Consider the following 18687-nt stretch of genomic DNA (forward strand, 5'->3'; position numbering starts at 1 on the left):
CACTGGCATTTACTCTCGTTTGGTTACCAATGTGGGCTGATTGATTTATGAACATAAAACATCAACAGTCCCTAGTAAGCCAATGAGTAGCTTTAACGCTTCCATCAGGCATTCTTATTAAATCCAATGTTGGTAATTTAGTGAGATTAATTTGTCTATTTTTTAGATCGTTAAACGGTATTCCTTTCACATCTTGATATCTTCTTTCTATAAATCTACTTAAATTCGCATGAACAAGCCGAGACTCATTTTCCCAAATTTCTTTTGTTATATGTATGATATTTATATCATATTCTGTATTTATGGTTAAATCTCGCAAATTAGAATCCTGAATACCACTTTCAATAAAATGTTGTGGGTGTCCATCATATTCCATTCCCCAAATTGCAATTATCGCGGAATCATCGTCTATAGGATTAGCAATGTGCAACTCAATAGCTAAATCAATATACCAGTAATCTTGCTGTTTTCTATCTTTTTTATTTAAATATAACGGTTTCATTAGTCTATATTGGGGATATATATACACATTTTTCTTATCATCAGTATTAGCTAAGAAACATACGCTTTGTGGTTTTTCGGTATAACTAAAAATCTCTACACTGCTAAACTCACCTATTATCTTAGATATCATCAACGCCTCTGGATATGAGCATTTCCCGGCGCTTAGTAAACCAACGGCAACACTTTTTTTAACTCCTTTCTTAACTAATCTTTCTACATCTTTTTTCTTTTTTTTTGAAAGCTTAGGATAAAAAAAACGTACAAATTCTTCAGTCATACACATATCTCCTATTTTTGATGAGATTATTCTAACCGTAATTTAGTTATTAACCTAATAATTAGATATGGCGATAAACTCATTACTTTTTATTGTTGGTTTGATATGACTAATGTTGATCTTATTTAAAATAAGAATCATAAATTTATTCTATCAGTGTTGTTTGCAGGAAAGGCAACTACCTGATAAAAGGAAAGTTTACAATATCTAACGACCCTTTTAGGATTATCCCATTAACGGCTACCAATTAAGGTGCCGCTAATGTTGCCTAAAGAAATTATCTATATTTTCACATATGTTTCTAATAATGATCTAAAAAGTAAATCTGTCATATCCTTTTCGTGTTTAGTGTCTATCACTACTAATCCTGTCCGAGATATTTTTACTTTCCCTGGATAATTAGGACTTATCATAAAAAGGTGAACTTTATCTACTCTTGATGTACTTTTGTCTGAAAATGTCTTTTCATAATATGAACGTAAGTCTTTACTGCTTGAGACCTGCATTTTAGCTAATGCGCATTCATTAACCTTTATTTGAGATAATTCGATTTGAGTTAACTCTAAAGGCGTTAACTTTGATATTGATTCAACCCAAACCATAGGTTCAATATTAATCTCATCCAAACTCACTCCTAAACCTAAAATTTTCACTAAATTTAGTGCAAATGGTTTTAAAGTTCTTGGTGGATTAATTATAGCAATCACAGGAAGAGTATTTTCATTAATATAGAATTCTACAATTCTGTATTCAACTCGTTCAAAAGTTGCTACCTCTCCATACAATGATGGAATAACTTCTTCAAATGTTAATTTTTCAACAAATCTACCAACCAATTCATTATGTCGAACCTTGTTAAAAATAAAACCTTTTCCTTTTTCATCAGTATAAGAAGATGATTTCAATTTATCAACCATGTCTGTAATTGATAAGGAAACATTAAGCAACATCCACTTTATTTTTTTCATTTTCGCTTCCTCCAGACATAATATTTATTATTGAATTGTATGCTTTTTCAGCAGAATCTTCAATTAATTTTCCAATATTTTTCTTTTCTATTTCATTAACACTTCTGGTTGTTACATTAAATTTACCTTTGTTAAAATTGTTTATACCTTTTATATTATAAGCAAAGTCCATACATGATTCTGAATTTTTAAAAAATGCCTCCAATATAATTTTATCTCCATTACCAGACGAGGGAATGCTAGCCCATGAAACCTTACTTATATAGTAACCTTTGTTGTGAAGATCAGAAAAAATTGAAGATGAGTTAACCGACTCTCCTTTTAATACAGCTTTTCTAACATATCCTGCATCAATTTTTTCATCATCATCGTCCTCATCATTATTATTATTAGAAAGTTTATTTATAAATCTATTAACTTCAATATTATTCACATCTTCAACTTCGTAACCTTCAAGCCCATGCATTAAATCATGAAAAAACTGGCTACGTAAGTTAGGGCTTGTCACTACTTCTAAACTTATTTCAAATCGAGAAATTTCTACATTCTTAATTCCTGCCAGTTGTGTCTCTATTAATTTTACTAATTCTTTTGATTTTGAATTTTGTGGCATTCTTATATCTATTTTTTCTTCACTTATAGAGAAGTCAAGCTTTACACTTTTTTTATCAATTTGTCTGAGTGCTGTACGCGATAAATCGATATCATCATAATGTAATTCAACAGAGAGTCCACCATCTTTCTTTGTAGTTACTTTAAATACTTCTGATTTAGTCTTTGGATAATTATCTTTCATTTTATTTATAGCATCCTTTACTTCCTGCTGGTTCGTTGTGGTGGTAAGAGATACTTTAGTAACGCTTTCTTTAGGATCGTATGTTTGTACTTTCTTTTTTATTTCCTGCAAATCAATAAATCCATGAGGTAATTTACATACTTCTTCAATTAATTCCTCTTTATCAAGATGTTCAGAAACAATAATTCCTTTTCTCAAAAGAATATCTTGTAACATAGCGGTAGTAATGCGTTTATGGTGCAATGCATCATAAATATTTTTTTCAGTAGCAAAGTATAGATTGTTATTACCTTTCATTATCTAATTCCCATTCCAATTTCTTCTAGATTAAAATTAACAATAGTTTTTTCACTAATTTCCATTGTAATTTTATCAAAAAAACGCTTTTGTTCACCAAGCAACCAGCAAGAACTATATTTCTTTTTTGCATTAATAAAATTCTGTGGTGATTCGTAGTGAGGATGCGCATGAATTAATCTTATTTTTATATTTTTATTTTCAGTTAATATCTGGAAGTTGGACAGCATATCAAAGAAATAAACGAACTCATCAACACTGCTACCTTCTTGATTATAATATACCCCTCATCACGATGCTCATCGCCATAATCAAACTCTTCATGTTTTATAATGAGATATGGCGATGTGAGAGCCTCAATTGTAGCGGGCGTTGATTTGGTTAGTGGATGCTTTAATCGAATTAACGACATATCAGGATAGTAGAAATAGTATTTATCTGAGTGAGGTAGGTTTCCCTCGCCAGTTAGATATTTAATATCAAACGCAATATTAATTATGTCATATATTTTAAAAGGATCTAGTAAGTATATTTTTTGCCCATGTGGTAACGTTAATTTGGACATATCTATTTGCTTCATTATTGCATTATAAAAATCAGAATCGTAAAGCTGATCATGATTGTAAAGAAAAAGCAATCCTCTTACATCAAAGCCTAATGAATCGTCTTCAAGATATTTTTTACGCCATTCTTCGTTAGAATTAGCACATTCAACAGCTAGTGAGAGAGAGCTTAAAGCTGACTCAACAGTACCTTTTTTGATTGAGTTTTTACCATAACTTTTTAAGTCCGTGTTTAGATATACAACTTCTTCTTCATAGGGATTCGTATAGTAAAATACTACATCGCTTGGATGTGTATCTTTTCCGTGCGCTTCGGTTTCACAAGGCCAATTCATGTCTTCTCGTAGTGCCCTTTTCCATTTGAAGACTGTAAATATTTTTTGTTTTATTAGGTTAGCTACCCGTTGGATTGCTGCTGTCTCACCACCAGCCATAAAATGCTCCTTAATTTGCTCAACCGATTATTATTAAATACAAAAATGTACGATATGCTCATATCGAAAGTAAACTTATACTTACTTTTATGCATATGTCTACTCTTGCATTTTTTTCATAAATTGAATGATATATAAAGCAACTCGGTTCAAGATGCTGCCCTATCCTGATGAGAATTCATAAACATTATGCCCCTAAATGAAAACTCCACCATTTAGCAGACAAACATTCATGATCACGCCTCGCTCAACGAGAGTTTAAATTGCCTACTTCAGAATATTCCTCTGCTAGTATTAATTTTGTCCAGTTTCAGGAAGAAAATGGTTTATTGCCTAAAATTTTTTGTTGGATGAAACTAATTCAGATTACAACAGGCTGAATAACTGGAATATGCGTATTGTGCATAGTGCCAAACTGATTTCCAACCAGAAAACGTTTTTCACTTGATAATACGATAATTATTTTGAAGTTATGATACTGACGCGCTACGCTTGTCTTCTCTGAGTAACCGGGCTAATAAATTAACCCGGTTACTCAGAGAGCTAAAAGATCACCTGCCAGAGAAAACATTTTTACCTCCCCCCTACTAAAGAATTAGTAGTAAAACTGTTCACCCTGTTCATCTTTGAATAATTTTATTGAAATTCATGTTGTTAAAGGGTGATGAGTTGAAATTAAACTCATCACCACTCTTCACCCAACCGTTCACCCTGAACCGGAAAATTAAGGTGAACAGTGATGAATAGTTGCGAACAGTTTTAAAATAACTATTCACCCTATAATGTTTTGATATATATGGTTTAAATTATAGGGTGAATAGTGGTGAACACTTTTTTATATTTCTTTGAAAAACTACTGTAATCAGAAAAAGTTATTCTTCTGGCAGGTTATCCCTTGTCAGTTTCGGCATCCACTCGATAGCAGTATTAATATCCAGACTCAGGTTGCTACGAATGCCTTGTTTGCTTTTCTTGCGCAGGTAATGCTGACCGTACTCCGCCAGCGCGCCCGGCATATCCATGCCAAAACGAGTTACAGAAACGGGTTTATTCAGGTTATTGCCTTTCATATAAGCAAGATAGGCGTGATAGAGGTATTTATGAGGATTGAACGGCATAATTTCCGCATTACCGATTAACAAGCCATCAGGTTCATGAGAAGCAATCAGGTAGCCACAGAAATCGATAATTGGATCGGATCCTCGTTTGATATCCAGTGCTTCTGCTGATTTTTGTTGCTCTGCCAGTAAACGCCTTGCAGCTTGTGGATCAGCGAACCTATGAAGTAGATGCCGGATAATAACAGGCAGCTCTGCCGCAATCTTATCTCGTAGGAGTGGATCACGTTCGTTTTCTGGCACGACTTCGGAAAAGTTGAAAATCACCCGCCGCCGTGACACACCACCACTGCGATCACTGAAACTCATCGCATTATTGTTTACCGCCAATACCACAGCAGGAATACGGGTTGAGTAGGGCTGTTTGTGTTTTGGGTCGATAGCAACTTCATCGCCCCCCGTAATTGCCTTGATACCGGAACCATCGCCCACATAGCGAGTTTGGTCGGGCAGGATAATCAGCGAATAACCGACAATTAGCGCCCGTTCCCGTGGGTTTTCCAGTGCCGCCATGCTTGCAGAAACGGTATTTCCTTTGCCTGCCAGCATGGAACAAATTTCGGCAAAGATACTTTTACCGCTGCCACCTGCGCCAGTAACCTCCAGAAATAGCTGCCAGTCATAACGATTCGCCAGCACCATAAACAGCGCTGCCAGTACCCTGTCTGTTTTGTTTTCACAGTTGGCAGTTGTTTGATGAAGCCAGCGCCAGAACTGTGGCGCGTGGTGTTGCAGGGTTTCCCCCGAAACAGGAGAATTGAATTCAACGTCATTGGCAAGCAATAGCCAGTCATTTTTGCGGTGAGGCCGGAACTGACAGGCTTTCAGGTCAAATACGCCATTACTAAACCCGATTAAGTGGCGTTCTGGTGGTTGCATCATGGGAAGCTGTAATTTCAGGGCATCCACGGCTGAACTAATACCATGAGGTGAATACGGTAGTTTCTCTTCCATAAAGGCAGCGACCATTTCCCGCCTTAAATCACGGTCACTGACCGGACGCCAGATAATACCGTCATAGTGATGAACCGTTTCCGAAGCACCATCCAGTGCCAGATCACCGTTATAACGTGCCAGCAATACTTCCCCGCGCTGGCTGGCTCCCATCTGACATAGTGCCAGTTTTGCAGTCTCAGCATCATTATTAAGCTGAATGGCTGCTTTTTTCTTGGTTGATGTCGGTTGATAAAGCCCCTGAGTAAAGGCTTTTTGTGCTATTTCCACACCGTGTTGCTGGCGATAATCGTCCCAATCAGCTTTATACTCTGTAGGCGGTAACGTTACCCATCCGTTGATAGTTTTGGCGGTTTTCTCTGCTGTAATCTTGCCAACGTTCTTTTTTGGTTTACCGCTATTATCCAATTCATTGGGAAAATGCCAGTCGTTATCTGCGGCAATAATGATCCTCGTATCAGGCCAGTGTTCCCGGACTGATTGAGCGACAGAGAGCAAATTACCTGCATCTATTGCAGCCAAAACTGTACCTTGATGTAACTGGCTAACGGTCAATGCCGTGGCGTAACCTTCAGCAATGATTATTGTACCTGGATGTTCTCCCAACTCTGATAATGCAATAAAAGCACTTTTCTTTTGGCTACCAGACAGTAATTTCTTCGTTCCATCCGGTTTGATGATCTGCGCCCCTGTTACTTTTTTATCTAATGTTCTCAGCGGCAATAACAACGAACCACCTTCCAGCAATCGTTGGTTAGAGCAATGTAATCCTTTTGCAGTCAGATAGGACGATTCTCCCGCGACAGTTTGTGCCATTAGTGCCGCCACCTTTTCGGCGATCGGCTGTATATGAATGGTTTCTTTGGCTGGTTTGGATTCTGGCAAAGGCAACGCCAGAACATCAGCAACAACTATTGCCGCCTCAAGAATCGAGATCCCTTTGGTTTTTGCTACTAAATCCAGCCCATCGCCATAGTTTGGAGCGTCACACTGGCGGCAATGCCAGTTGCCGTTATGATGATCATCAATAAAGTGAAAGCGGTCAGTACCGCCGCAAATAGAGCAAGCGCCATGTTTGCCTTTTGCGGGAATATCAATACCACAGGCGGGTAGAAGATTTTCCCAATGATACATAGCGGATTTTTTCACGGATTGAATAAGGTCGAGCGGTTTTTGTCCGTCTGTTTTATCTGACGATGTAAATTTAGGGTGAGTTTGGGTATGCTGTATATCAGCCATCATCGTTACTCCTAATAACGGTTATTGGTTAGACGCCTCGACAGTGTTTGCTGCACTTCGGGGCGTTGTTTGTTTATGTCATGCTTTTATGTATTACGTAACTGGCTATCCTATATATAAAATTTTGTTGGTTGTGCTACGGTTTTGTCCTGTCACGAAGCGGCTTGGCAAAATCATAAGGAGTTACAAATTGCGCCTTGTTAGCATCCAGATAATCCGCCCACCATTGCACCATCAACCGCCGTTCATCCAAATGTTTAGAGGTATGAATATATGCAGCCCGAACATTGTTTCTTTCGATATGGCTTAACTGGCGCTCGATAGCGTCATCACTCCACAGGCCAGATTCGCCCATTGCACCACGTGCCATTGTGCGGAATCCATGTCCGCAAACTTCTGTTTTGGTGTCATAGCCCATTGTTCGCAACGCATTATTAACGGTGTTTTCACTCATCATTTTCTTTGGATCGTGATCACCGGGAAACATTACCTCACTCTCTCCGCTCAGGCTGTGTAAGGTTTCGATAAGCGAAATAGCCTGACGGCTCAACGGTACAATGTGTTCGGTTTTCATTTTCATTCCACGTTGAGAATGTTTAACGCCATCAATGGGTTTTCGTGTCGCCGGTATATGCCAGACCGCTCTTTCAAGATCGATTTCTTCCCAACGGGAGAATCTCATTTCACTGGAACGAACAAACGTTAATAAAGTCAGTTCTACCGCGATTTTAGTAAGCAAGCGTCCACGGTAACAGGAAAGACGAGCCAAAAATTCAGGCAGGCGTTCATGAGGCAATGCAGGGTGATGTTTGGGTTTTACTATGGTGAGAGTGCCCGCCATATCATTGGCAGGGCTATATTCAAGAAGGTCATTTTGAACTGCGTAACGCATAATGGCAGCGACACGCTGTTGTAATCTCTGAGCTATATCGTGTTTGCCATCAGTATCAACGGCTTGGATCGGTGCTAACAGTTGGCTGGTTCGTAAAGTGCGAATATCGAGAGTGCCAATATAAGGAAAAATGTATTGTTCAAAACTTCGCATAATTCGGTCTCGATGGTCTTCACTCCACCGTTTATTGCTGGCGTGCCATTCACGGGCGATCCGTTCAAAAGTATATGCACCCTTTGATTCGGCTTGTGCGTCTTTTTTCTCTGCTTTGGGATCAATTCCTTGAGCGAGCAATTTTTTAGCTTCATCCCGTTTAGCGCGAGCATCAGCTAATGACACAGCAGGATAAACACCAAAGGCCAGCCGATCTTCTTTTTTATCGGTTGGGCGGTGATACTTCATGCGCCAGTATTTAGAACCGCGCGGCGTGATTTCGAGATATAGGCCAGCGCCATCCGCTAATTTATAGGATTTCTCTTTCGGTTTCGCAGTCTCGATTTGTCGGGCGTTTAGTTTCATTTTTGGGGCACATTTACAATCGAAGTGTAGGTGCCCCAAATTATGCCCCTTGGTGCTTGTTGATTGCAACAGACCACAGTAGACGGCAAAATAACTAAGTATCTTGATTTATTGGAGTTTTTTGGGAGTTTGTAGACTTGGATAGACGTTAGAAAACTAATGAATGGTGCCGAAGGCCGGAATCGAACCGGCACACCCGAAGGCGGTTGATTTTGAATCAACTGCGTCTACCGATTTCGCCACTTCGGCACTGAAGTATTCGAGAAGTACTCGGAAAACGGAGGCCATTATACCTGTCAGAAGTCCATTCGCAACACTTATCCTTTCAATCTTGTTCAAGTGCCGAAAAAAAAAGCACATCTAATCCTTTCCCATCAAAAACGCTCAAAACCCGACCACCTTCCTTTCAACCAGCACAAATCACTCGCCCATAATCCCCGTCTACCAATAGACAACCTTTAAACACCTTATATAATTCCACAACAACATACCGCTCTGAGGTAAACAATCATGTCTATTATCGGCTATATTTTTATAGGTATCCTTGTGGGTATCATTATTGGCGCTGTCATCGCGCTGTTTAAGAAAAAGAAATAACGACGTTGTTCCAATTAAACGCTCCCTGATTGGTTAATCCAAAAAATGAACAAACAGTTATATAAACTTTTTGCTGTTTCAGCCCTGTCATGGGCGCTTTCGGCTTGTGCTGCCCCCGATAATGCACACCAGAATAATTTTCCGCAATCAGGCAAAAAACCCGCAAAGTGGCAAGTTTTTGAGGGTGATGATAATACCAAGAAAATGGCCTCATCTCTGGTCGACCAGTATGCGCAGTCAATCTTTGATGAAGGTAATCCGTTGGGGATGGCGATGGTGATTATCGATAATAATCAGGTGGTGCATCGCAGTTTCGGGGAGACTTATCCAGGGAGTGGAGCCCGTCCGCGTCAGGATTCGGTGATCCGCCTTGCTTCGATAACGAAACTGATGACCAGCGAGGTTATGATTAAGCTGGCGCAGAAGGAACGCCTCAAAATCACCGATCCGTTGCAGAAGTACACTTATTATGGTGTGCGTGTACCAGATTATGCGATGGCTCAACCGATCCGTCTGTATCACCTGGCCAGCCATACCAGCGGGCTGCCACGAGAGCAGCCGGGTGGAAAATGGGGGCGGCCGGTGTTTATCTGGCCAACACAATCAAATCGCTGGGCTTGGCTGAAAACAGCAGGTATGAATGCCGCTCCCGGTACAACGGCTTCGTATTCCAATCTGGCTTACGATTTACTGGCGGATGCGCTCTCTAAAGCCACGGGGGAACCCTATACCCGTCTGCTACAAGAAGAAATCACCCGTCCTTATCGCATGAAGGATACGACGCTGACGCCCTCTCGTTCCCAATGTGCTCGTTTAATGGAAGGGGTTAAACCCAGTCCCTGTCTCAGCACTACCGCAGCAGCAGGCAGTGGCGGGATTTATTCGACTCCCGTAGATATGCAACGCTGGATGCAGCAGTTTTTATCCTCCCACAATCAGTTGAGGAAGAAGACTGCCAGCCGTGAGCAGGGTATCTATTTTAAACGTGAAAATCTGACGTCAATCACAGGAATGGATGTCGCGGGTCAAGCAGACGGGATCGGGCTGGGCTGGGTATATATGGATGCCAAAAAAGGGGTGCCGGGCATCTATCAGAAAACCGGCGGTGGCGGCGGATTCAATACCTATATGGCCATGATCCCTGAGCAGAATATCGGTGTGTTTGTGGTGATGACGCGCAAGGAACAAAGCAAATTCAGCCGTGTCACTAACGGGGTGAATGAACTGGTCGCAGCATTATCACGAAATCATGGGAAGTTATAGTTCTATCGTGAATATCGTGTGTTAGAGGCATGTTCTTGAAAAATCACAGCCAGAGATTTGTAGGTATAAAGCTCAGGCTGTGATTTGTGATGAGCGTTATTTTCGATGCAGAAGGAAGTAAACACTCACGACGAAGAATAACAGACTTGGCAGCAGCGCTCCCAATAGCGGAGGCATACTGTAAACCAAGCTCAATGGGCCAAATATCTCATTCAAGACATAAAATATGAAGCCTGTACTGATACCCGCAATTACCCTGACTCCCATTGCCACACTGCGCAGTGGCCCAAAGATAAAGGAAAGTGCCATCAGCATCATGACCGCAACAGACAGAGGGGCAAAGACTTTCTTCCACATATTGAGCTGGTAACGACCGGCATCTTGTTGCCCCTGCTTCAGGTAAGTAATGTACTGCTGAAGCCCGCGAATGGAGAGTGCATCCGGATCAAGAGCGACTACGCCCAGTTTTTCCGGTGTCAGCAAGCTTTTCCATTCAGCAGAAATACGCTGTGAACCAGTGATCCGGCCAATCTGACGTAAATCAGACTCCTCAACCTGAGATAATTTCCACTGCCTGTTATTTTGGTCATACACCGCAGTAGCCGCATATTTTACTGACAGCAGTTTTTTGTTGTCATCAAAATGATAGATACTGACGTCTTTCAGGGCATTATCCTTGTCTACACTCTTAATATAGACAAAATCATTACCATCTTTCGCCCACATCCCTTTGGCGGTGGACATCAGGGAGCCACCAAACATCTTCTGGGAACGGTAGTTACGGGCGATCTGTTCCCCCTGTGGGGCGACCCATTCACCGATCACCATTGTCAGCAATACCAACGGGATCGCGGTTTTCATGACTGAACCCGCTACTTGCAGGCGAGTAAAACCAGAAGCCTGCATAACCACCAGCTCACTGCGCGTTGCCAGCATCCCCAGACCCAATAATCCCCCAAGCAGCGCCGCCATTGGGAAGAAGATCTGGATATCTTTGGGAACACTCAGCAGCGTATAGATACCAGCGGCAAAGGCGCTATATTCCCCCTGCCCAACCTTGCGAAGCTGATCGACAAACTTGATGATGCCGGAAAGCGACACCAACGTGAACAGCGTCATCAAAATGGTTTGCAGGATAGTCCGCCCAATATATCTGTCCAGTACCCCAAACATCAGGCCGCTCCTTGATTCTTAAAGCGAGAACGCAGTTTGCGCATGGGTACGGTATCCCACATATTGAGCGCCAGCGCCAAGGCAAAATAGGCTCCGTTGACCAGCCACATCCAGAATGCAGGGTCGAGTTTACCCCGGCCACCATTGGAGCGCAGGGAACTTTGCAGCAGGAAGAAAATCAGGTAAAGCAGCATAGCAGGCAGCATACTGAGCACACGCCCCTGACGCGGGTTCACGGCACTCAATGGAACCACCATCAGCGCCATGACCAGCACCGACACAATCAAGGTCAGGCGCCAGTGCAGCTCTGCACGGGAATCTTCGTCACCCTTGTGCCAGAGTTGGGAGAGTGTCTTCTGCTCAACTTTATCGCTATCAATATCAGCGGCTTTGTGCCCAATCACCGCCTGATAATTTTTGAAATCGGTAATACGGAAGTCACGCATCAGTGCAGTGCCTTCATAACGCATTCCCTGATGGAGTACCGCGACCTGATTACCATTCGGACGCTCTTCCATATGGCCGCCATCCGCAATCACCACGGAAGGACGCTGATTATTCACCGGACGGAGCTGGGCAAGGAACACATTCTCAAAATTATTGCCCTTGACGTTACCGATATACAGCACCATGTTGCCATCACGGGAAGGCTTGAACTGACCTTCCATCATGGCCGCAAGACTTGGGTTGGCTTTTGCATCCGCCAATACTTGCTCTTGGTATTTAGAAGACCACGGAGTGAACCAGAGAACGTTAGCCGCCGCCAGCATCGATGTGAACAGGGCCAGAATCAAGGCCGATTTTACCAACACACCTTTGCCCAACCCACAGGCATGCATGACGGTAATTTCACTTTCGGTATAGAGTTTGCTGAACGTCATTAATACCCCAAGAAACAGACTCAGGGGTAAAATAAGCTGCGCCATTTCCGGCACACCTAAACCTAACAAGGATAGAACCAAATTTGCGGGAACACTTCCTTCTACCGCCGCCCCCAATACTTCAACTAATTTTTGGCTGAAGAAGATCAGCAATAAGATGAAAAGTATTGCGATTTGGCTTTTCAGAGTTTCCCGTACTAGATATCTAATGATGATCACGCTTATTACGCCTGTGAAAACTTGTCTTTTTGCAGGAAAGTCGCTAACTTCGTCGTATATCTACCATTTATATGCATCAGTTTGGCTTCCCCATTGCTAAAATGATACCAAAGCATCCCATATATTGGTTCCCAATTAGAACACACTTATCGTTAGCTAAGTACCAAAAAATAATGTGGTGAGCTTAACATAACAGTGAATTTTCTTTGGGATGAATTAATGCGCAACGTGATATTTTAGCGATTGTATCCGTCTTTGTCTTTAAGATTCAGGAGAACGCATGGAGTTTAGTGTAAAAAGCGGTAGTCCGGAGAAACAGCGCAGTGCGTGTATTATTGTCGGCGTGTTTGAACCTCGTCGTCTTTCCCCTATCGCAGAGCAACTTGACAAAATAAGTAACGGTTATATCAGTGCCTTACTACGCCGTGGTGAACTTGAAGGCAAAGTGGGTCAATCCCTGTTGCTTCATCATGTTCCTAATGTGCTGTCTGAGCGTATTTTGCTGGTTGGTTGCGGAAAAGAGCGTGAGCTGGATGAACGCCAGTATAAGCAGATTATCCAGAAAACCATCAGTACCCTCAATGAGACCGGCTCTATGGAAGCGGTCTGTTTCCTGACGGAATTACACGTCAAGGGACGTAATAACTACTGGAAAGTGCGTCAAGCGGTCGAAACAGCAAAAGAATCACTCTATGTTTTCGATCAGCTTAAAAGCAGCAAAAACGAACTGCGCCGTCCATTACGTAAGATAGTGTTCAATGTGCCAACCCGCCGTGAATTAACCAGCGGCGAACGCGCCATTCAGCATGGCCTTGCCATTGCATCGGGTATCAAAGCGTCGAAAGATCTGGCAAACATGCCGCCGAATATCTGTAATGCCGCGTATCTGGCATCACAGGCGCGCCAGCTTGCTGACACTGCCGACAATCTGAATACCAAGGTGATTGGCGAAGAGCAGATGAAAGAGCTGGGCATGAATTCCTATCTGGCGGTCGGTCAAGGTTCCCAGAATGAATCCCTGATGTCCGTGATCGAGTATAAAGGCAGCAAAGACGCCAATGCGAAACCCATCGTACTGGTGGGCAAAGGGCTGACTTTCGATGCCGGCGGTATTTCTCTCAAACCAGGCGAAGGCATGGATGAGATGAAGTATGACATGTGTGGCGCAGCTTCTGTTTATGGTGTCATGCGGGTTATCGCAGAACTGCAACTGCCGCTCAATGTTATTGGTGTATTAGCAGGATGCGAAAATATGCCGGGTGGGCGCGCCTACCGTCCGGGAGACATTTTGACCACCATGTCCGGCCAGACGGTTGAAGTCCTGAACACCGATGCAGAAGGCCGCTTGGTCCTGTGTGACGTGTTGACCTACGTTGAGCGTTTCGATCCAGAACTGGTCATTGATGTGGCTACCTTGACTGGCGCTTGTGTCGTTGCGCTGGGCAGTCACTACACCGGGCTGATGTCCAACCATAACCCGCTGGCGCATGAACTGCTGAATGCCTCAGAACTGGCTGGAGATCGTGCATGGCGCCTGCCGATGGCTGACGAATATTTCGAGCAGCTCGATTCCAATTTTGCAGATATGGCAAACATTGGTGGGCGTGCAGGCGGGACGATTACCGCAGGCTGTTTCCTGTCCCGCTTTGCGACCAAATACAATTGGGCGCATCTGGATATTGCAGGCACAGCATGGCGTTCAGGTAAAGCCAAAGGAGCAACAGGTCGTCCGGTTGCGCTCTTAGCACAATTCCTGTTAAATCGTGCAGGCCTGAATGCGGATGATTAATACCCCTGCCCCCTTTTTGTTGCCTAACAGTTCGACATAAAAGGTGTAGTCTAAAGGTATCAAGGGAATCAACGGAATTAAGGGTATTGCGGCTGCAATACCCTTTTGTATCGCTTTTCCCATCATTTTTCTGTAACCCATCCTCTGTAATCATGAGACTATGAAAAACGCCACCTTCTATTTATTGGAAAAGCTCTCACAGGAACAATCATCGTCTTCTGATGAATTACAGCCACATGAATGGCTGGCATGCCAGCTTGCCGCTGATCAATGGCGGGCAGGGAAGCGGGTTCTGATTGCTTGCGAAAGCCAGCAGCAGGCCGAAAAACTGGACGAAGCATTATGGCAGCGGGAGCCGAGTCAATTTGTACCGCACAACCTTGCCGGAGAAGGCCCTCGTTATGGTGCCCCTGTGGAGTTGTGCTGGCCGCAGAAAAGAAGCAATGTTCCCCGCGATATTCTGGTAACACTGCTTCCTCACTTTGCAGACTTTGCCACAGCTTTCCATGAAGTGATAGACTTCGTCCCTATTGATGAAAATCTGAAACAGTTAGCGCGCGAACGATATAAAGTTTATCGTAGCGTCAGCTTTAATTTGACCATGGCAACGCCGCCAATCTATTGAATATCAAGATAAAATGGAAAAAACACCCGCTAATCAAACGCAATCTGAGCCATCTCTCGATAAAACCTATAATCCGACAGAGATAGAGCAACCTCTTTATAACCACTGGGAAAAGAACGGTTATTTCAAACCGAATGGCGATACCAGCCGTGAAAGTTTCTGCATCGTCATTCCTCCGCCAAACGTCACTGGCAGCCTGCATATGGGGCATGCCTTCCAACAAACCATCATGGATACCATGGTGCGTTATCAGCGCATGCAGGGCAAAAATACCTTGTGGCAAGCAGGTACTGACCACGCAGGTATCGCAACGCAGATGGTCGTTGAACGCAAAATCGCGGCCGAAGAAGGTAAAACCCGCCACGATTATGGCCGTGACGCCTTTATCGACAAAATTTGGCAATGGAAAGCGGAATCGGGTGGCAATATTACCAACCAGATGCGCCGTCTGGGCAACTCCGTGGATTGGGAGCGTGAGCGCTTCACCATGGATGAAGGCCTGTCAAAAGCGGTCAAAGAAGCCTTTGTCCGTCTGTATCAGGAAGACCTGATTTACCGTGGCAAACGTCTGGTTAACTGGGATCCGAAACTGCGCACCGCCATTTCTGACTTGGAAGTCGAAAACCGCGAAGTGAAGGGTTCCATGTGGCACCTGCGCTACCCGCTGGCTGATGGCACCAGAACTGCCGAAGGCAAAGATTATCTGATTGTCGCCACAACTCGTCCAGAAACCCTGCTGGGGGATACCGGCGTTGCCGTTAACCCAGAAGATCCGCGTTATAAAGATCTGATTGGCAAAGAGATCATCCTGCCTCTGATGAACCGTCGCATTCCTATCTTAGGCGATGAACATGCGGATATGGAGAAAGGCACCGGCTGCGTGAAAATCACGCCAGCGCACGATTTCAATGACTATGAAGTCGGTAAGCGTCACAGCCTGCCAATGATCAATATTCTGACATTTGACGGCGATATCCGTGACGAAGCGGAAATTTTCGATACCAATGGCGAAGCCTCTGACGTTTATTCTGCTGACATTCCTGCCGCATACCGTGGCATGGAGCGTTTCGCTGCCCGTAAAGCGATTGTGGCCGAATTTGAAAAACAGGGTCTGCTGGTAGAAACCAAGCCTCATGACCTGACTGTACCTTACGGCGACCGTGGCGGCGTGGTGATTGAGCCAATGCTGACTGACCAATGGTATGTCCGCACTGCTCCGCTGGCAAAAGTGGCGCTTGAAGCCGTTGAAAATGGCGATATCCAGTTCGTGCCAAAACAGTACGAGAACATGTACTACTCCTGGATGCGCGATATTCAGGATTGGTGTATCTCTCGTCAATTATGGTGGGGTCATCGTATTCCTGCATGGTACGATACTCAAGGCAACGTCTATGTTGGCCGCGATGAAGAAGAAGTTCGCCGTGAAAACAATCTGGGTGCGGATATTGCCCTGACCCAGGACGAAGACGTACTGGATACTTGGTTCTCCTCTGGCCTGTGGACATTCTCCACCCTCGGCTGGCCTGAGCAGACCGAAGCCCTGAAAACCTTCCATCCGACCAATGTACTGGTCAGTGGCTTCGACATTATCTTCTTCTGGATTGCCCGCATGATCATGATGACCATGCATTTCATCAAAGATGAAAACGGTAAGCCGCAAGTTCCGTTCAAAACCGTGTACATGACCGGCCTGATCCGTGATGACGAAGGCCAGAAGATGTCAAAATCCAAAGGGAACGTTATCGATCCGCTAGATATGATCGACGGTATTTCGCTGGAAAATTTGCTGGAAAAACGTACCGGCAACATGATGCAGCCACAACTGGCCGAGAAAATCGGCAAACGTACGGAAAAACAGTTCCCGGAAGGCATCGAAGCCCACGGTACTGACGCCCTGCGTTTCACACTGGCGGCACTGGCTTCTACCGGACGTGATATCAACTGGGACATGAAGCGCCTGCAAGGTTATCGCAACTTCTGTAACAAGTTGTGGAACGCCAGCCGTTTCGTGCTGATGAATACTGAAGGGCAGGATTGCGGTCAAAATGGCGGAGAAATGTCCCTGTCACTGGCCGATCGCTGGATTCTGGCTGAATTCAACCAGACCGTGAAAACCTACCGTGAAGCGCTGGATACCTACCGTTTTGACATTGCCGCCAACATTCTTTACGAATTCACATGGAACCAATTCTGTGACTGGTATCTGGAACTGTCAAAACCGGCTATCAACAAAGGCTCAGAGGCAGAAGTCCGTGCGGCTCGCCATACGCTGATTGAAGTCTTAGAAGGCCTGCTGCGTCTGGCGCATCCCATCATTCCATTTATCACCGAAACCATCTGGCAGCGCGTGAAAGTGGTGAAAGGCATTAATGCAGATACCATCATGCTGCAACCCTTCCCTCAATTTGATCAGGCGAAAGTGGACGAGCTGGCGCTGAGCGATCTGGAATGGATCAAAGAAGCCATCATTGCGGTACGTAACATTCGTGCAGAAATGAACATCGCGCCAAGCAAGCCGCTGGAGGTTCTGCTGCGTGATGCCAATGCGGATGCACAGCGCCGTGTGGCTGAAAACCTCAACTTCATTCAGGCGATGGGTCGTCTTTCTTCCGTCACCGTTCTGGCGGTGGGCGAAGAAGCCCCTGTTTCTGTCACCAAGCTGATCAACGGTGCAGAAATACTGATCCCAATGGCCGGTCTGATCGATAAAGACGTTGAACTGGCACGTTTGGATAAAGAAATCGAGAAGCTGGATAAAGAAATCAGCGCGATTGAAGCCAAACTGTCTAACGACGGTTTTGTCAGCCGTGCGCCGGAGGCCGTTGTTGCCAAAGAGCGTGAGCGTCTGGCAAGCAACAATGCGGCAAAAGAGAAATTACTGGCACAGAAAGAGACGATTGCTGCGCTGTAATCTTTCTTGATTGAACTTTATTCAAGTTAAGCCACTGCATTTAGTTGCAGTGGCTTTTTTCATAGTCCACTTTAACGACCGTTTATATGAACTTAATTTTATGGTTTTTTGACTGTTTCCAGTCCTGCGCGGGTAGATTCAACTGTAAGTTCTCGCTCCATTTCCGCAAGACTCGCCATCACATGAAAGAAAGAACGGTCTGAAGGCATACCAGTATCTATAGCATCAGTCAGACTCTTAAATCGAACGCCGAATAACAAACTATAATGTATCAACAATGTTGATACATGCGGTTTATTGTTTAATATATAAAAACTACATAAACGTTGTGAGGGCATAACCATGTCACAAGTTATCGTTAAAAAATGGGGCAATAGCCCGTCAGTAAGGCTTCCGGTTTCAATTATGAAAGCAGCGTCTCTGAACGTCGATGATACTGTTGAAATTACTGTAGAAGATGGGCGTATCGTGATTGTGCCTGTGCCTGTGCGCGCTAAAGAATATACGCTTGATGCGTTGCTTTCCGGTGTTACAAACGAAAATATTCATGAAGAAATTTCCTTCGGAAAACCAACTGGCAAGGAGCTACTATAATTAACCTCAGCTTCGTTTAAAAATAGCGATATCACAATCCCGTAAATTCAAGCTCGGTTTTTTAGGTTGGAATG

Annotated in this window: 13 protein-coding genes, 1 tRNA gene and 1 pseudogene; 5 read left to right on the top strand and 10 right to left on the bottom strand. The window is 43.9% G+C overall.

Features of this window, described 5'->3' with window-relative positions:
- Positions 1 to 61: 61 nt before the first annotated feature.
- The 7 genes from NXS07_RS15385 to NXS07_RS15415 form a co-directional block, all read right to left on the bottom strand.
- The gene (locus NXS07_RS15385) at positions 62 to 781 is read right to left on the bottom strand and encodes a hypothetical protein (protein ID WP_258087084.1); all 720 of its coding nucleotides are present in this window, start codon (positions 779 to 781) and stop codon (positions 62 to 64) included.
- A 281-nt stretch (positions 782 to 1062) separates the two neighbouring features.
- The gene (locus tag NXS07_RS15390) at positions 1063 to 1749 is read right to left on the bottom strand and encodes a hypothetical protein (RefSeq protein ID WP_038215454.1); all 687 of its coding nucleotides are present in this window, start codon (positions 1747 to 1749) and stop codon (positions 1063 to 1065) included.
- Positions 1721 to 2842, bottom strand: a complete 1122-nt coding sequence (locus NXS07_RS15395; protein ID WP_258087085.1) for a hypothetical protein — start codon at positions 2840 to 2842, stop codon at positions 1721 to 1723. The genes NXS07_RS15390 and NXS07_RS15395 overlap by 29 nt, the downstream gene beginning before the upstream one ends.
- Positions 2843 to 3047: 205 nt before the next feature.
- Positions 3048 to 3839 (bottom strand): PD-(D/E)XK nuclease domain-containing protein, encoded by a 792-nt coding sequence (locus NXS07_RS15400; RefSeq protein ID WP_258087086.1) that lies wholly within the window; start codon positions 3837 to 3839, stop codon positions 3048 to 3050.
- An 872-nt stretch (positions 3840 to 4711) separates the two neighbouring features.
- Complete coding sequence (locus tag NXS07_RS15405; RefSeq protein WP_258087088.1) at positions 4712 to 7150, bottom strand: toprim domain-containing protein; 2439 nt, start codon at positions 7148 to 7150, stop codon at positions 4712 to 4714.
- Between the two features lie 136 nt (positions 7151 to 7286).
- Positions 7287 to 8561 carry a tyrosine-type recombinase/integrase gene (locus tag NXS07_RS15410; RefSeq protein ID WP_258087087.1) on the bottom strand — a complete coding sequence of 425 codons (1275 nt, stop codon included), beginning with the start codon at positions 8559 to 8561 and terminating at the stop codon, positions 7287 to 7289.
- Between the two features lie 164 nt (positions 8562 to 8725).
- Positions 8726 to 8810 (bottom strand) — tRNA-Leu (locus NXS07_RS15415).
- Between the two features lie 393 nt (positions 8811 to 9203).
- Between NXS07_RS15415 and ampH the strand changes: the two genes are divergently transcribed.
- Positions 9204 to 10421 (top strand): D-alanyl-D-alanine-carboxypeptidase/endopeptidase AmpH, encoded by a 1218-nt coding sequence (ampH, locus tag NXS07_RS15420; RefSeq protein WP_046337635.1) that lies wholly within the window; start codon positions 9204 to 9206, stop codon positions 10419 to 10421.
- A gap of 96 nt (positions 10422 to 10517) precedes the next feature.
- Here the strand turns inward: ampH and lptG are convergent, their stop codons facing one another.
- Both lptG and lptF read right to left on the bottom strand, forming a co-directional pair.
- Positions 10518 to 11594: an LPS export ABC transporter permease LptG gene (gene lptG / locus NXS07_RS15425; protein ID WP_038208282.1), complete on the bottom strand. Its 1077-nt coding sequence runs from the start codon at positions 11592 to 11594 to the stop codon at positions 10518 to 10520.
- Entirely contained in the window at positions 11594 to 12694 is a 1101-nt protein-coding gene (gene lptF, locus NXS07_RS15430) for an LPS export ABC transporter permease LptF (RefSeq protein WP_038193812.1), read from the bottom strand. Before lptF ends, lptG begins: the two co-directional genes overlap by 1 nt.
- A gap of 280 nt (positions 12695 to 12974) precedes the next feature.
- On the opposite strand from lptF, the gene pepA reads away from it, so the two are divergent.
- From pepA to NXS07_RS15445, 3 genes are all read left to right on the top strand, one after another.
- Complete coding sequence (pepA, locus tag NXS07_RS15435) at positions 12975 to 14483, top strand: leucyl aminopeptidase (RefSeq protein ID WP_038182809.1); 1509 nt, start codon at positions 12975 to 12977, stop codon at positions 14481 to 14483.
- Between the two features lie 160 nt (positions 14484 to 14643).
- Complete coding sequence (locus NXS07_RS15440; protein WP_038193815.1) at positions 14644 to 15108, top strand: DNA polymerase III subunit chi; 465 nt, start codon at positions 14644 to 14646, stop codon at positions 15106 to 15108.
- 13 nt (positions 15109 to 15121) lie between these two features.
- Complete coding sequence (locus tag NXS07_RS15445; protein ID WP_038222856.1) at positions 15122 to 18019, top strand: valine--tRNA ligase; 2898 nt, start codon at positions 15122 to 15124, stop codon at positions 18017 to 18019.
- Positions 18020 to 18126: 107 nt separating this feature from the next.
- Here NXS07_RS15445 and NXS07_RS15450 read toward each other — a convergent pair.
- A pseudogene (locus tag NXS07_RS15450) lies at positions 18127 to 18270 on the bottom strand (recombinase family protein); the annotation flags it as partial.
- Positions 18271 to 18361: 91 nt separating this feature from the next.
- On the opposite strand from NXS07_RS15450, the gene NXS07_RS15455 reads away from it, so the two are divergent.
- On the top strand, positions 18362 to 18613 hold the full coding sequence (locus NXS07_RS15455) for an AbrB/MazE/SpoVT family DNA-binding domain-containing protein (RefSeq protein WP_038208276.1): 252 nt from the start codon (positions 18362 to 18364) through the stop codon (positions 18611 to 18613).
- Positions 18614 to 18687: the final 74 nt, after the last annotated feature.

The sequence above is a fragment of the Xenorhabdus bovienii genome, assembly GCF_024721015.1.
Lineage (GTDB): Bacteria > Pseudomonadota > Gammaproteobacteria > Enterobacterales > Enterobacteriaceae > Xenorhabdus > Xenorhabdus bovienii.

Excerpts from the sequence above, each read along its gene's own strand:
- NXS07_RS15385 (WP_258087084.1), bottom strand. The coding sequence starts at position 781 with ATGACTGAAGAATTTGTACGTTTTTTTTATCCTAAGCTTTCAAAAAAA.
- NXS07_RS15390 (WP_038215454.1), bottom strand. The coding sequence starts at position 1,749 with ATGAAAAAAATAAAGTGGATGTTGCTTAATGTTTCCTTATCAATTACA.
- NXS07_RS15395 (WP_258087085.1), bottom strand. The coding sequence starts at position 2,842 with ATGAAAGGTAATAACAATCTATACTTTGCTACTGAAAAAAATATTTAT.
- NXS07_RS15400 (WP_258087086.1), bottom strand. The coding sequence starts at position 3,839 with ATGGCTGGTGGTGAGACAGCAGCAATCCAACGGGTAGCTAACCTAATA.
- NXS07_RS15405 (WP_258087088.1), bottom strand. The coding sequence starts at position 7,150 with ATGGCTGATATACAGCATACCCAAACTCACCCTAAATTTACATCGTCA.
- NXS07_RS15410 (WP_258087087.1), bottom strand. The coding sequence starts at position 8,561 with ATGAAACTAAACGCCCGACAAATCGAGACTGCGAAACCGAAAGAGAAA.
- ampH (WP_046337635.1), top strand. The coding sequence starts at position 9,204 with ATGAACAAACAGTTATATAAACTTTTTGCTGTTTCAGCCCTGTCATGG.
- lptG (WP_038208282.1), bottom strand. The coding sequence starts at position 11,594 with ATGTTTGGGGTACTGGACAGATATATTGGGCGGACTATCCTGCAAACC.
- pepA (WP_038182809.1), top strand. The coding sequence starts at position 12,975 with ATGGAGTTTAGTGTAAAAAGCGGTAGTCCGGAGAAACAGCGCAGTGCG.
- NXS07_RS15440 (WP_038193815.1), top strand. The coding sequence starts at position 14,644 with ATGAAAAACGCCACCTTCTATTTATTGGAAAAGCTCTCACAGGAACAA.
- NXS07_RS15445 (WP_038222856.1), top strand. The coding sequence starts at position 15,122 with ATGGAAAAAACACCCGCTAATCAAACGCAATCTGAGCCATCTCTCGAT.
- NXS07_RS15455 (WP_038208276.1), top strand. The coding sequence starts at position 18,362 with ATGTCACAAGTTATCGTTAAAAAATGGGGCAATAGCCCGTCAGTAAGG.